Below are 13,824 nucleotides of genomic sequence, written 5' to 3' on the forward strand. Positions count from 1 at the left end.
GGTACTCTAGGAGGACAACATCATCGAGTGGGAGGCAGCCATGGCGGTCCGGTCCGGGAACGAAAAACATGCTCCGACCCGCAAGTCGGCCTTGGAGGCCGAGCTGCAGGCCGAAGCCCAGCGCCTGCGGACCAGGCTGCAGCCCGTAGTGGAACAGCACAACCTCTACCTCGAGGACGTCGACATCAAGGTCGCCGGCTCCCACCGCACGGTCCACGTCGTCGTGGACCTCCCGGAGGACGCATCGGGAAGCGTGGGGCTCGATGTGATCTCCGCGATCTCGACGGACCTCTCGGCGGCGATGGACAGTGACCCCGAGGATGACGACCGCCCGTACAACCTCGAGATCTCCTCACCCGGGGTGTCCCGTCCCCTCACCGAACCGCGGCACTGGCGCCGCAGCGTGGGGCGTCTGGTCGAGGTCAAGCCTGTGACCGGCGACGTCGTCGTCGGCCGCCTGCAGGACGTCACCGCCACGGGAATCCGGCTGATCCCGAACCTGCCCGTCAAGAAGGGCATGAAGCCGAAGCAGGGCGATCCGCTCGCCCTCGAGTTTTCCAAGATCCGCAAGGGGACCGTCCAGGTCGAATTCGCGCATCTTGAGGACGAACACCACGAGAACAGCGATGGGGCCGATCCGGACATCTCCGGCGCCGTGCACCCCGCGTAAGGAGACCTACATGGACATTGATATGAGCGCGCTGAGGCTCCTCGAGCACGAGCGCGAGATCCCGCTGGACAAGCTGGTGCCCACGATCGAGCAGGCACTGCTCATCGCGTACCACCGCACCCCCGGCGCCCACGAGACCGCCCGCGCCGAGCTCGACCGGCGCAACGGCCACGTCACCATCTGGGCGACGGAGAAGGACGACGACGGCGAGACCGTCGGCGAATTCGACGACACGCCCAGCGGATTCGGCCGCATCGCCGCGAGCACCGCGCGCCAGGTCATCCTCCAGCGGCTGCGCGACGCCGAGGACGACAACATCCTCGGTGAATTCCGGGGCAAGGAAGGCGAACTCGTCGCCGGCATGATCCAGCAGGGCACCAACCCGCACATGATCCAGGTCAACCTGGGATCGGTGGAGGCCGTGCTGCCGCCGCCGGAGCAGGTGCCGGGGGAGAAGTACCTGCACGGCACCCGGCTGCGGGCGTTCGTCGTCGACGTGCACCGCGGCATGAAGGGCCCCTCCATCACCCTGTCCCGCTCGCACCCGGGCCTCGTCCGGAAGCTCTTCGAACTCGAGGTCCCGGAGATCGCGGACAAGACGGTCGAGATCGTGGCCCTGGCCCGCGAGGCGGGGCACCGCACCAAGATCGCCGTGAAGGCCAACGTCCCGGGCGTGAACGCCAAGGGCGCCTGCATCGGGGAGATGGGCACGCGTGTCCGTGCCGTCATGAACGAGCTGAACGACGAGAAGATCGACATCGTCGACTACAACGACGACGCTGCGGCGTTCATCGCGAGCTCGCTGTCGCCGTCGCGCGTCACCTCGGTGACGATCACGGACGAGGCCACGAGGTCCGCGCGCGTCGTCGTGCCGGACTACCAGCTGTCCCTCGCGATCGGCAAGGAAGGCCAGAACGCCCGCCTCGCCGCGAAGCTCACGGGCTGGCGGATCGACATCGTGTCCGACGCGGCGAAGCCGGCCTCGGCCGCGAAGGCCTAGGCCGGCCGGTCTTCCGGCGGGGCCGGAAGGGGTAGAATGGACAGAACTGATGTCGGGTCGCGCCCGGAAGACTCTGCTCACCGAGAAAACACCGCTCACCGAGAAGAGTCCGGGCACCAGCCGGTGGACACTCATCCGATACGCACCTGCGTGGGATGCCGCCGGCGGGACCGCCAGTCACACGTGATGCGGGTTGTTGCACGACCGATCGACGGGCAGGATGTCGCCGTCATCGATGAGCGGCGCCGGCTATCCGGACGGGGTGCTTGGCTGCACCCCGACCCGGCATGCATGGAAACGGCCGTCAAGCGGAGAGCCTTTCACAGGGCCTTCCGCCGGCCGGTGGACACTGCGCAGTTGGCAGCGGACTTCCAGGCACACCTGGAGCGTCGAGATGAACGCTCCGATTCACCACCGTCCTCCCGGAAAGCGGGTCAGTACCCTCATGGAAACCCGATGAGAACCCAGCGATGAGTGCGCAACGATGATCAATCCGTTGCGCTCTGCATTCGATCTACCAGGCGCCCTAGCGGCTGGGATCAGCAGTAGGAAATAGACGGTTCGTGCCTGACTCGGTGCGGACCGAGACAGGAGAAATGTGGCCAAGGTCCGCGTACATGAGCTTGCGAAAGAGCTCGGTATAACCTCGAAAGACGCAGTTGCGAAACTGCAGGAACTGGGCGAGTTCGTCCGGTCAGCCTCATCCACCATCGAGGCCCCCGTCGTGAAGAAACTTCGCGGCGCATTCCCCGCCGGCGGCACCAAGCCCGCCGCGGCCCCCGCCCCCTCACGCCCCGCGGCCCCCGCGCCGTCGGGCCCGAAGCCGGGCGCTGCCCAGGCCGCGCCGGAGGCACCCGCCCCCGCCGCTCCCGCAGCACCCTCCACCCCTGCCGCCCCGGCCGCTCCGGCTGCCCCCCAGGCATCACCGTTCTCCAACGGTTCCGCTCCCGCGGAAACCCCCGCTCCGGCGGAGGCACCCGCTCCCGCAGCGCAGGACACTCCTGCCCCGGCTGCACAGAGCACCCCCGCACCTGAGCAGCAGGGCACGCAGGGCTCGACGCCGGGCGCCCGTCCGGCTCCGCGTCCCGCCACGCCGCCCGCTGCTCCTGCCGCGGGCACCACCCGTCCCTCGGGTGCCCGTCCCGGTGGAGCGCCGCGTCCGGGCAACAACCCGTTCGCGCCCTCGCAGGGCATGGGTTCCCGCCGTGGCGAGACCGACCGTGGTGCGGACCGCACGTCGGAGCGTCCGCCGCGTCCGGGCAACAACCCGTTCGCACCCTCGCAGGGCATGCCCCGGCCCGGTCGCCGTGACGACGCCCAGCAGCGTCCCGCCGCGGGTCCGGGTGGGCCCCGTCCCGCAGCCGGTGCGGGTGGACCCCGTCCCGCAGCAGGCGCCGGCGGACCCCGCCCGGGCGCACCGCGTCCCGGTGCTCCGCGTCCGGCCGGAGCCCCCGGCTCACGTCCCACCCCGGGCATGATGCCCAACCGCACCGAACGTCCCGCTGCCCCCGGCCGCGGTGCCCCCGGTGCAGGAGCCGGTCCGCGCCGCGGTCCCGGGGGAGCACCTGCCAGCCCCAGCGGTGCACCCGCCGGCGGCGGCTTCGGCAAGGGCGGTCGCGGACGCGGCGGCACTGCCGGTGCCTTCGGCAAGGGTGGAGCCGGCCGTGGCAAGCAGCGCAAGTCGAAGCGGGCGAAGCGGCAGGAACTGGAGCAGATGTCGGCTCCTTCGCTGGGTGGCGTGAGCGTACCCCGCGGAGACGGCAACACCATCGTGCGCCTGCGCCGCGGCTCGTCCATCACGGACTTCGCCGACAAGATCGAGGCGAACCCCGCCGCACTGGTCACCGTGCTGTTCCACCTCGGTGAGATGGCCACGGCGACGCAGTCGCTGGACGAGGACACCTTCGAGGTGCTCGGCACGGAACTCGGCTACAAGATCCAGGTCGTCTCACCCGAGGACGAGGAGCGCGAGCTCCTCAGCAGCTTCGACATCGACTTCGACGCCGAGCTGGCAGCCGAGGGCGACGAGGAGCTCGAGGTGCGTCCGCCGGTCGTCACGGTCATGGGCCACGTCGACCACGGTAAGACGCGACTGCTCGATGCGATCCGCAACACCAAGGTCGTCGAGGGCGAGCACGGCGGTATCACCCAGCACATCGGTGCGTACCAGATCCAGCACGTCCACGAGGACAGCACGCGTGCCATCACCTTCATCGACACCCCGGGCCACGAGGCGTTCACCGCCATGCGTGCCCGTGGTGCGAAGGTCACGGACATCGCGGTGCTGGTCGTCGCGGCCGACGACGGCGTCATGCCCCAGACCGTGGAGGCGCTGAACCACGCCCAGGCGGCCAACGTGCCGATCGTCGTGGCGGTCAACAAGATGGATAAGGAAGGCGCGAACCCGGACAAGGTCAAGGGCCAGCTCACCGAGTACGGCCTGGTGCCCGAGGAGTACGGCGGCGACACGATGTTCGTGCACGTCTCCGCCCTCCAGGGCGTCGGCATCGACGACCTCCTCGAGGCCGTCCTGCTCACCGCGGACGCGGCCCTCGACATGCGGGCCAACCCGAACAAGGATGCCCGCGGTATCGCGATCGAAGCCAACCTCGACCGCGGACGCGGTGCCGTCGCGACGGTGCTCGTCCAGTCCGGAACGCTGAACGTGGGTGACACGATCGTCGCCGGTACGGCGCACGGCCGTGTGCGTGCCATGTTCGACGAGAACGGCGACATCGTCACGAAGGCGGAGCCGTCGCGACCGGTCCAGGTCCTGGGTCTGTCCAACGTGCCCCGTGCAGGTGACACGTTCTTCGTCACCGACGACGAGCGCACCGCCCGCCAGATCGCCGAGAAGCGCGAAGCCGCGGACCGCAACGCGGCCCTCGCCAAGCGCCGCAAGCGCATCAGCCTCGAGGACTTCGACCAGGCCGTCGCCGAGGGCAAGGTCGACACCCTCAACCTCATCCTCAAGGGTGACGTGTCGGGTGCCGTCGAGGCCCTGGAGGACTCGCTGCTCAAGATCGACGTCGGAGAGGGCGTACAGCTGCGCGTCATCCACCGCGGCGTCGGTGCGATCACCCAGAACGACGTCAACCTGGCGACCGTCGACAACGCGATCATCATCGGCTTCAACGTCAAGCCGGCGGAACGCGTCGCGGACCTTGCCGAGCGTGAAGGCGTGGACATGCGCTTCTACTCGGTCATCTACGCCGCCATCGACGACATCGAGCTCGCCCTCAAGGGCATGCTCAAGCCGGAGTACGAGGAGGTGCAACTCGGAACCGCAGAGGTCCGCGAGGTGTTCCGCTCCTCGAAGTTCGGCAACATCGCCGGTTCGATCGTCCGCTCGGGCATCATCCGACGCAACACGAGGGCGCGCGTCCTCCGTGACGGCAAGGTCATCGGGGACAACCTCTCCGTGGACTCGCTCAAGCGGTTCAAGGACGACGCCACCGAAGTCCGCACGGACTTCGAGTGTGGTATCGGCCTGGGCTCGTTCAACGACGTCAAGGAAGGCGACACCATCGAGACCTTCGAGATGCGGGAGAAGCCCCGCGTCTAGGAGGTAGGTCAGCACAGGCGCCCTGGTTCTCCCGGGCGCCTGTGCTGTCATACAGCCGGAGCCCGCACGGCGGGTTCCCCACCCTCATCCGCTTCCCTAGGAGTATCAGCAATGGCAGATCCGGCCCGCGCCGCGCGGCTCGCGCAGCGCATCAAAGTCATCGTCGCGGAGGCGCTGCGGCGCCGTGTGAAGGACCCCCGGCTGGAAGCCGTGACCATCACCGACGCCCGCGTCACCAACGACCTGCAGCACGCGACGCTGTACTACACGGTGTTGGGGGATCCGGAGGAGCAGCAGGCCACGCGGATGGCACTCGAGTCCGCCCGCGGCGTCCTGCGCGCCGAGGTGGGCAGGAACATCACGGCCCGCCTGACGCCGACGCTCGAATTCGTCCCCGACGAGGTGCCGGTCAACGCCAGCCACCTCGAGGAGCTGCTGCAGAAGGCCCGCGAGCGCGACGCCGAGGTGGCAGCGATCGCCCAGGGCGCGGACTTCGCGGGGGACGCCGATCCCTACCGCACCTCCGACGAGGACGAGGCCGGGCGCTAGCCCTCCCGGCTCCCGTTCCGGGCCATACACCAGAAGGCAGCCGACCTGCGGGTCGGCTGCCTTCTGTCGTTTCCGGGGGACCGCTCAGGCGCGGGGAGCGGGGAGCCGGGACAGCCCCTCGACGAGCTCGTCCCTCCTGCCGCAGAGGGCGATCCGCACCCAGCCCTCGCCCATCGACCCGAAGGCCGTGCCCGGCGCGAGCGCGACGCCCCGCTCCGCGAGGAACGCCCTGGTCCACGCCCGGACGTCCCCGTCCGTGGCGTGGGAGAGGTCGGCCCATAGGTAGAAGGCGCCGCGGGCGTCGAGGTAGCTGATCCCGCGCTCGTCCAGCACGGCGGTGGCCGCATCCCGGTTGGAGCGGTAGTGGTCGAGGGCGGTCCGGACGTAGTCCTGCGGACCGGTCAGGGCGGCGACGCCGGCGTACTGCGAGGGACCCGAGACGCAGGACACGGTGGCCTCCATGACGTTGCTGAGGAGCGGTTCCATCCCGGGCGGCGTGACGAGCGCGCCGATGCGGAGACCCGTCAGTCCGTACGTCTTGGACAGCGTGAGGGAGGTGAGGACGCGGGCCTCGACGGCCTCCGGAACGGCCTCGGGCCCACCGGCGTCGAAGCGTGCGGGGCTGACATGGGGCACGTCGTAGGTGAAGGCCTCGTAGCACTCGTCGGAGATGATCCACAGGTCGTTCTCATGGGCGAACCGGACGAGCTCCCGCGTGAGGTCGGAGTCGAAGACCGAGCCGAGGGGATTCGACGGCGAGTTGAGCATGAGCACCTTCGTGCGGGGGGTCACGAGCCGCCGCAGGTCCTCGATGAGGGGCTGGAAGCCGTGGTGCGGCACCAGGGGGTAGGGCACGGGGACGCCGCCGAGCAGCCCCACGGTCATGGTGAACGTCGGATACCCCGGGTCGGGGATGAGCACCTCGTCCCCGGCCGCGATGAGCGTGCTGAGCGCCAGGTGCAGTCCCTGCTGGGCGCCCGCGACGACGAAGACGCGGGAGGGGTCGTCGTCGACCCCGGACATGGACGCGAACCGCTCGGCGAACGCGGCCCTGAGCGGGGCGATGCCCGCATTGGGCGTGTAGTTCGTGTCGTCCCGGTCGAGGGCCGCCATGGCCGCCTCGAGCACGTGCCGTGCGACGGGGAACGCGGGCTCGCCGATGCTGAGGACGATGGAATCGGGAGTGGCCCATGCCGCCTGCGTGATCTCGCGGATCTGGTTGACCGGGACATTCACCACGTGGGCTGGAGCGGAAGGCATACGCAGGATCGTATCGCGAGGCGGGCGGGCGCCAGGGAGCGCGCAGCCGCGACCCTATACTGGGAGGCGTGAATTCCGGGCAGGTCCACTCAGGGCTGATTATCGTGGACAAGCCTCAGGGCTGGACCAGTCATGACGTCGTGGGGCGCATGCGCCGCCTCGCGGGAACCCGCAAGGTGGGCCACGCCGGAACCCTGGACCCCATGGCCACCGGCGTCCTGGTGATCGGCGTCAACCGCGCCACGCGCCTGCTGACCTTCATCGTGGGCACGTCGAAGACCTACACCGCCACCATCCGGCTCGGACAGTCGACCCTCACGGACGACGCCGAAGGCGAGGTCACGGGCGGGAGCATCGCCGCGGCCGTGACCGAGGAGGACATCCGGACGGCGGTCGCCCGGCTGACGGGTGAGATCCAGCAGGTGCCGAGCAGCGTCAGCGCCATCAAGGTCAAGGGCGAGAGGTCCTACGCCCGGGTCCGCGCCGGCGGGGAGGTGGACCTCCCCGCACGTCCCGTCACCGTGCACCGGTTCGACGTCCACGGGATCCGCCGGGTCAGCAACGGGCGGCTGCAGGACGTGGATGTGACGGTCGAATGCAGTTCGGGCACCTACATCCGGGCCCTCGCCCGCGACCTCGGGGAAGCCCTCGGCGTGGGAGGCCATCTGACCGCGCTCCGCCGGACCCAGGTGGGGCCCTACTCCATCGAGCAGGCCCGCACCCTCGAGCAGCTCGCCGCGGAGCTGGACGTACTCCCGCTGGACGATGCCGGACGGTCGCTGTTCCCCGTGCGGGAACTGTCCGAGGCGGAGGCAGCGGACGTCTCCCACGGCCGGAAAATCGGGCCCAACGACGAGCCCGACGTCCCGGTCGCCGCCTTCGCCCCGGACGGGACCCTCGTGGCGCTGCTCGAGAACCGCGGGGGAGCCGCCCGCACCGTGCTGGTGTTCGCGCCCGGCGGGAAGGAGTAGCGGTGGATCCCTTCTTCCTCGTCGGGGCGCTCGTCTGCGCGGTCTCCGCCGTGCTCTGCATCGGCGCGGCCCTCGTGCGCCAGCCGCCGAACGACATCACCATCCTCTCCGTCGCGGCCGTCGAGCTCTTCCTCCTGGCGTACACGGTGGCTGCCGGAATCCGCCAGCTCACGGGGGAGCCCGTGCTGGGGGAGGCCTGGGAGTTCTGGGGGTACCTCCTGACAGCGCTCCTGGTGCCCGTCGGCACCTTCTGGTGGTCCATCCTCGAGAGGACGCGCTGGAGCAATTTCGTACTGGCCGCGGCCGGGCTGACGGTCTTCGTCATGCTCTTCCGCATGGAGCAGATCTGGGATGGGGTGGCCGGCCTGTGAACGGTCGACGGAACGAGGGATCGCCCGCGGGGCGCGTCGGTGCAGCGGACGCGGATGCCGCGGGTGCGGGGGGCACGAGCCGCGCGCGGGGCCCCGGCCGCCTGCTGATCGCCGTCTACGGAGTCTTCGCGCTGGCCGCGACCGCGCGCGCCGGCTTCCAGATCGCGACGAAGTTCTCCGAGGCCCCGCTCGCGTACCTCCTCTCGGCAGTGGCCGCGGTGGTCTACATCGTGGCGACGGTCTCCCTCGCACGGGGCGGGACGCGCGCGTACGCCGTCTCCGTCGTCGCCGTCACCACCGAGCTCGTCGGTGTGGTCTCGGTGGGCCTCCTCAGCGTCCTGGATCCGCAGGCCTTCCCGAGCGAGACCGTATGGTCCGCCTTCGGTCGTGGCTACGGGTTCGTCCCCCTGGTCCTGCCGATCCTGGGGCTGGTCTGGCTGCGCAGGAACAGGCCGGGACAGCGTCGCCGGAAATAGGTCCCTGGTGCCTGCAGCCCGTGAGAGTATGGCGCTACAGCACCGATCCAGCCTGCCTCCAGGGAGCGACATGACCAGCAACAGCCCCGAGCACGACGAATCCACCGGATCGGGAGCCGGGCGGTCCTCGTCGTCCGATGCCCGCAACTCGTCCGACGCCCGCAGCGCCGGCGGCGCAGGGTCGATCCCGGGTATTCCCTCGGGTACCCCTTCCGGAGACCGCGACCGGGTTGCGCCGGGAGAACCGATCCAGCGCGGCAAGGCCGCTCCCGCGGGCGGCAAGGGCAGGAAGCCCGGCAAGTCCTCCTCCGGCGGGGACTGGAACGTGTTCCGCACCGTCGTCGTCCTGGTGGGGGTCGTCATCGCCGGGTTCGGTGCCTACTACCTGATCCTCGGCACGGCGGGACTGCCCGAGACGGAAGCCAGCCCCGCCAACCCCACGCTGGAGAGCCAGTTCCGGTTCTTCTCGGCCATGATGGTCGGTGTCGGCGCGGCTTTCATCACGATCGCGGTCAAGTTCCAGTGGGCGAACATGCTCTGGCTCGTCTGCCTCATGGTGTTCGCGGGCGGCATCGGGCGGGTCCTGTCCTGGGCGTTCTCCGGAACCCCCAACTACGTCATGATCGTCCTCATGGTCGTCGAGCTGGCCTTCCCGCCGGCCCTGCTCGTCTGGCACAAGTACATCGCCAAGACGAGCGACCTGCGCCGGGAATTCGCACAGCGCGGCTAGAGGACCCCCTCGCGCAGCGGGCCTCCGCTCCAAGGCGGGCACGGAGGCCCGATGCCGTCCGCGGTGATCGCGTCGGCCATAATGGGGAGCGGCGTCCCGCCGGACACCCGAGGCCGCGGGAATCGGTCGAATCGCGAAGGAGATGCGTGTTCTACTGGAGAGATCTGGACAGTGTGCCCAAGGATTTCGGGCCCTCCGTCCTGACGCTCGGCAACTTCGACGGCGTGCACCGCGGCCACCAGCGCGTCCTGCAGCAGGTCGTCGAAGCGGCGCGGGAGCGTGCCGCGGCCGCCGTCGTCGTGTCCTTCGACCCGCACCCGGCGCAGGTCCACCGGCCGGAGTCGGCGCCGGAGCTGATCATGGGGCTCGACGACCGCGTGGAGACCATCGCCGAGACGGGCATCGACGCCCTGCTCATGATGCGGTACACCCTCGACCTCGCCGCGCACTCGCCGGAGGAGTTCGTCGAACGCGTCTTCGTGAAGGCCCTGAAGGCCCGGGCCGTGGTGATCGGCCATGACGTCCGGTTCGGCAGGGGCAACAGCGGTGACCTCGACACCATGCGCGACCTCGGCCGGGCGCTCGGCTTCGAGGTCATCGCCATCGAGGACTTCGGTGCGAGCTACCCCGTGGACGCCACGGACGACGACGGCGACAGGCGGTGCTCCTCGACCTGGGTGCGGGAAGCACTCGAAGCCGGAGAGGTCGGAACCGCGGCGAGGATCCTGGGCCGCCCCCACCGCATGCGCGGAGAGGTGGTCCACGGGGCAGCCCGCGGGCGGGAACTCGGGTACCCCACGGCGAACCTGGCGGCCTCCTCCCAGGGCTTCATCCCGGCCGACGGCATCTACGCCGGCTGGCTCGTCGACGAGGCGGGCACCCGGTGGCCGGCGGCCATCTCCGTCGGGTCCAATCCCACCTTCGACGGTGTGGACCGGCAGGTCGAGGCCCACGTGATCAACCGTCCGCCCGAGCGCGTCCAGGACTTCGACCTCTACGGGCAGGCGATCATCGTCGAATTCGTCGAGCGGCTGCGGGGCCAGGTCGCCTACACCGGGCCCGAGGCCCTGATCGAGCAGATGAAACTCGACGTCGACAGGGCCCGTGGGCTGCTTTCGACAGAACAACGGCCCAGACGCTAAACTGGGCACAGGTCCGGCTGCAGTCCGTGGTGGCTGGATTTTTCTGTGACGTCGTGCAAACGATGCTCAGCACTTGTTCACGGTACAACTCTAGGAGTTACTCGTGGCCCTTGACGCCGCCATCAAGCAGGAAATCATCAAGGAATACGCCCTGGCCGAAGGTGACACCGGTTCACCCGAGGTCCAGATCGCGATGCTTTCCCGTCGTATCCTCGACCTGACCGAGCACCTGAAGATGCACAAGCACGACCACCACACGCGTCGTGGCCTGCTTCTTCTCGTCGGTCGCCGCCGTCGCCTGCTGGACTACCTGCGGGACACCGACATCGCGCGTTACCGTTCGCTCATCGAGCGCCTGGGTCTGCGTCGATAAGTAGCATCAAGTAGCATCGGAAGGCGGCATCTTCTCCCCTGGAGAGGGAGCCGCCTTCTCTGCTAGGTAGAAGTACGGGCCCCTCCGCCGCGGCCCGGTTCCGGACACCGGAGCACCAGGCGGGCGGACCCCGTGTCCGCAGCCAGCAGTATCAGCACGACCTGCACCAGCAGGACCACCGCACAACAGGAGTCAACCGGCACCGCGCATTCGCGGTCCTCGGTAGTGGTCTCCGGAGCGCACCTGCGTTCCGTGGATCTCGATCGAAGACCGGGTGCTGTGGCCCGCCCATGAGGGGCGGGGCCACGTCGGGTGCCGATTGCCTCCGATACCGAGAAACGGAGGTGACTCTCTTGGAGGGTCCCGAAATCCAGTTCGCCGAAGCAGTGATCGACAACGGTCGCTTCGGAACACGCACCGTCCGGTTCGAGACCGGACGCCTCGCCCAGCAGGCCGCCGGCTCCGCCATGGTCTACATCGACGAGGACACCGCACTGCTCTCGGCCACCACGGCCGGCAAGTCTCCCCGCGAAGGCTTCGACTTCTTCCCGCTGACGGTCGACGTCGAAGAGCGCATGTACGCCGCGGGCCGCATCCCGGGCTCGTTCTTCCGCCGCGAGGGCCGTCCCTCCACGGAGGCCATCCTGGCCTGCCGCCTGATGGACCGCCCCCTCCGCCCAGCGTTCGTCAAGGGCCTGCGCAACGAGGTCCAGGTCGTCGTGACCGTCCTCGCGATCAACCCCGACGTCCGCTACGACGTCGTGGCCATCAACGCCGCGTCCATGTCCACGCAGCTGTCCGGCCTGCCCTTCTCGGGACCGATCGGCGGCGTCCGCGTGGCCCTCGTCTCGAACGGCAGCGGCAACGACCAGTGGATCGCCTTCCCGAAGCACTCGGAGCTCGAGAACTCCGTCTTCGACATGGTGGTTGCCGGGCGCATCGCCGGTGACGACGTCGCGATCATGATGGTCGAGGCCGAGGCCACCGACAACTCGTGGAACCTGATCAAGGAGAACGGCGCGACCGCTCCCACGGAGGAGGTCGTGGCCGACGGCCTCGAGGCCGCCAAGCCGTTCATCCGTGCCCTGTGCGAGGCGCAGGCAGACCTCGCCGGGCGCGCCGCCAAGCCGACCGTCGAGTTCCCCGTCTTCCTCGACTACCAGGACGACGTCTACGCCGCCATCGAGTCGGCCGGCGCGGAGAAGCTGTCCCAGGTCTTCCAGATCGCGGACAAGCAGGAGCGCGGAAGTGCCACCGACGCCCTCAAGTCCGAGCTGATGGACGCTCTCGGCGGGCAGTTCGAGGGACGCGAGAACGAGCTGTCCGCAGCGTTCCGCTCGCTCACCAAGGCCGTCGTCCGCCAGCGCATCCTCAAGGACCAGGTCCGCATCGACGGCCGTGGCCTGAGCGACATCCGCAAGCTCACCGCCGAGGTCGAGGTCCTGCCGCGCGTGCATGGTTCGGCGATCTTCGAGCGCGGCGAGACCCAGATCATGGGTGTCACCACGCTCAACATGCTCAAGATGGAGCAGCAGATCGATTCGCTGTCGCCCGTCACGCGCAAGCGCTACATGCACAACTACAACTTCCCGCCGTACTCCACCGGTGAGACCGGCCGTGTCGGTTCGCCGAAGCGCCGCGAGATCGGCCACGGAGCACTGGCGGAGCGTGCACTCGTGCCCGTCCTGCCGAGCCGCGAGGAGTTCCCCTACGCGATCCGCCAGGTGTCCGAGGCCCTCAGCTCCAACGGTTCGACGTCGATGGGCTCGGTCTGCGCCTCCACGCTGTCCCTGCTCAACGCCGGTGTGCCCCTCCGCGCGCCCGTCGCCGGTATCGCCATGGGCCTCGTGTCCGACGTCGTCGACGGCCAGACGCGCTACGCGGCGCTGACCGACATCCTCGGCGCCGAGGACGCATTCGGTGACATGGACTTCAAGGTCGCCGGTACGTCGGAGTTCGTCACGGCGATCCAGCTCGACACCAAGCTCGACGGCATCCCCGCCTCGGTGCTCGCTGCCGCGCTGAAGCAGGCCCGCGAAGCACGCCTGCACATCCTCGGCGTCCTGCAGGCCGCGATCGACACCCCGGACGAGCTCTCCGAGTTCGCACCGCGGATCATCTCGGTCAAGATCCCCGTGGACAAGATCGGCGAGGTCATCGGCCCCAAGGGCAAGATGATCAACCAGATCCAGGAGGACACCGGAGCCGACATCTCGATCGAGGACGACGGCACCGTGCTGATCGGCGCCACGAACGGCGAGTCGGCCGAGGCTGCGCGCGCGGCGGTCAACGCCATCGCCAACCCGCAGGTCCCCGAGATCGGTGAGCGCTACCTGGGCACGGTCGTCAAGACCACCACCTTCGGCGCCTTCGTCTCGCTGACCCCGGGCAAGGACGGCCTGCTGCACATCTCCGAGCTGCGCAAGCTCGCCGGTGGCAAGCGTGTCGACAACGTCGACGAGATCGTCTCCGTGGGCCAGAAGGTACAGGTCGAGATCACGAAGATCGACGACCGCGGAAAGCTCTCGCTCTCGCCCGTCGTCGCCGAGGACGCCTCCGGGTCGTCCGAGGACGCCGGCATCGAGCTGCCCGAGGTCGCCGTGGGCGAGGACGCCTAGTCCGTCCCGCTCGTCCCGAGCGACCGCGGCCCCGGGGGGGGGGGGAGGGGGGGGGTGGGGGGGGGGGGGGGGGGGGTGTTGTTCTTGCAGAAAAAAAGA

Annotated in this window: 13 protein-coding genes; 12 read left to right on the forward strand and 1 reads right to left on the reverse strand. The window is 69.3% G+C overall.

The genetic code is table 11. The features are described from left to right. Positions 1-40 precede the first annotated feature (40 nt). The 5 genes from rimP to rbfA all read left to right on the forward strand — a co-directional run bounded on the left by rimP (position 41) and on the right by rbfA (position 5,784). Positions 41-670, forward strand: coding sequence for a ribosome maturation factor RimP (gene rimP / locus ACX80I_RS14495; protein WP_459345814.1), 630 nt, complete (start codon positions 41-43; stop codon positions 668-670). Between the two features lie 10 nt (positions 671-680). Further along, positions 681-1,670 (forward strand): transcription termination factor NusA, encoded by a 990-nt coding sequence (gene nusA, locus ACX80I_RS14500; protein WP_459345815.1) that lies wholly within the window; start codon positions 681-683, stop codon positions 1,668-1,670. Between the two features lie 36 nt (positions 1,671-1,706). Further along, positions 1,707-2,144 carry a YlxR family protein gene (locus ACX80I_RS14505; RefSeq protein WP_459345816.1) on the forward strand — a complete coding sequence of 146 codons (438 nt, stop codon included), beginning with the start codon at positions 1,707-1,709 and terminating at the stop codon, positions 2,142-2,144. Positions 2,145-2,268: 124 nt separating this feature from the next. Further along, positions 2,269-5,235, forward strand: coding sequence for a translation initiation factor IF-2 (gene infB, locus ACX80I_RS14510; RefSeq protein ID WP_459345817.1), 2,967 nt, complete (start codon positions 2,269-2,271; stop codon positions 5,233-5,235). Between the two features lie 111 nt (positions 5,236-5,346). Continuing rightward, a complete protein-coding gene (gene rbfA / locus ACX80I_RS14515) occupies positions 5,347-5,784 on the forward strand; it encodes a 30S ribosome-binding factor RbfA (protein WP_087072133.1) in 438 nt (145 codons plus the stop codon). Positions 5,785-5,868: 84 nt separating this feature from the next. On the opposite strand, the gene ACX80I_RS14520 is transcribed toward rbfA, so the two are convergent. Continuing rightward, positions 5,869-7,044, reverse strand: coding sequence for a pyridoxal phosphate-dependent aminotransferase (locus ACX80I_RS14520; protein ID WP_459345818.1), 1,176 nt, complete (start codon positions 7,042-7,044; stop codon positions 5,869-5,871). Between the two features lie 68 nt (positions 7,045-7,112). Here ACX80I_RS14520 and truB point away from each other — a divergent pair, with 68 nt between their 5' ends. The 7 genes from truB to ACX80I_RS14555 all read left to right on the forward strand — a co-directional run bounded on the left by truB (position 7,113) and on the right by ACX80I_RS14555 (position 13,725). Beyond that, positions 7,113-8,015, forward strand: coding sequence for a tRNA pseudouridine(55) synthase TruB (truB, locus tag ACX80I_RS14525; protein ID WP_459345819.1), 903 nt, complete (start codon positions 7,113-7,115; stop codon positions 8,013-8,015). 2 nt (positions 8,016-8,017) lie between these two features. Beyond that, a complete protein-coding gene (locus ACX80I_RS14530) occupies positions 8,018-8,386 on the forward strand; it encodes a hypothetical protein (protein ID WP_459345820.1) in 369 nt (122 codons plus the stop codon). Continuing rightward, positions 8,383-8,862 carry a hypothetical protein gene (locus tag ACX80I_RS14535; protein ID WP_459345821.1) on the forward strand — a complete coding sequence of 160 codons (480 nt, stop codon included), beginning with the start codon at positions 8,383-8,385 and terminating at the stop codon, positions 8,860-8,862. Before ACX80I_RS14530 ends, ACX80I_RS14535 begins: the two co-directional genes overlap by 4 nt. Before the next feature lie 70 nt (positions 8,863-8,932). Next, complete coding sequence (locus ACX80I_RS14540; RefSeq protein WP_459345822.1) at positions 8,933-9,592, forward strand: DUF4345 domain-containing protein; 660 nt, start codon at positions 8,933-8,935, stop codon at positions 9,590-9,592. Positions 9,593-9,738: 146 nt separating this feature from the next. Then, entirely contained in the window at positions 9,739-10,734 is a 996-nt protein-coding gene (locus ACX80I_RS14545; RefSeq protein ID WP_459345823.1) for a bifunctional riboflavin kinase/FAD synthetase, read from the forward strand. Between the two features lie 103 nt (positions 10,735-10,837). Beyond that, positions 10,838-11,107 (forward strand): 30S ribosomal protein S15, encoded by a 270-nt coding sequence (gene rpsO, locus ACX80I_RS14550; RefSeq protein ID WP_301230023.1) that lies wholly within the window; start codon positions 10,838-10,840, stop codon positions 11,105-11,107. A gap of 353 nt (positions 11,108-11,460) precedes the next feature. Further along, positions 11,461-13,725: a polyribonucleotide nucleotidyltransferase gene (locus ACX80I_RS14555; RefSeq protein ID WP_459345834.1), complete on the forward strand. Its 2,265-nt coding sequence runs from the start codon at positions 11,461-11,463 to the stop codon at positions 13,723-13,725. Positions 13,726-13,824 lie beyond the last annotated feature (99 nt).

Source organism: Arthrobacter rhamnosi (genome assembly GCF_054510855.1).

Coding starts and splice junctions, on each gene's coding strand:
- rimP (WP_459345814.1), top strand. CDS start 41: ATGGCGGTCCGGTCCGGGAACGAAAAACATGCTCCGACCCGCAAGTCG.
- nusA (WP_459345815.1), top strand. CDS start 681: ATGGACATTGATATGAGCGCGCTGAGGCTCCTCGAGCACGAGCGCGAG.
- ACX80I_RS14505 (WP_459345816.1), top strand. CDS start 1,707: ATGGACAGAACTGATGTCGGGTCGCGCCCGGAAGACTCTGCTCACCGA.
- rbfA (WP_087072133.1), top strand. CDS start 5,347: ATGGCAGATCCGGCCCGCGCCGCGCGGCTCGCGCAGCGCATCAAAGTC.
- ACX80I_RS14520 (WP_459345818.1), bottom strand. CDS start 7,044: ATGCCTTCCGCTCCAGCCCACGTGGTGAATGTCCCGGTCAACCAGATC.
- ACX80I_RS14540 (WP_459345822.1), top strand. CDS start 8,933: ATGACCAGCAACAGCCCCGAGCACGACGAATCCACCGGATCGGGAGCC.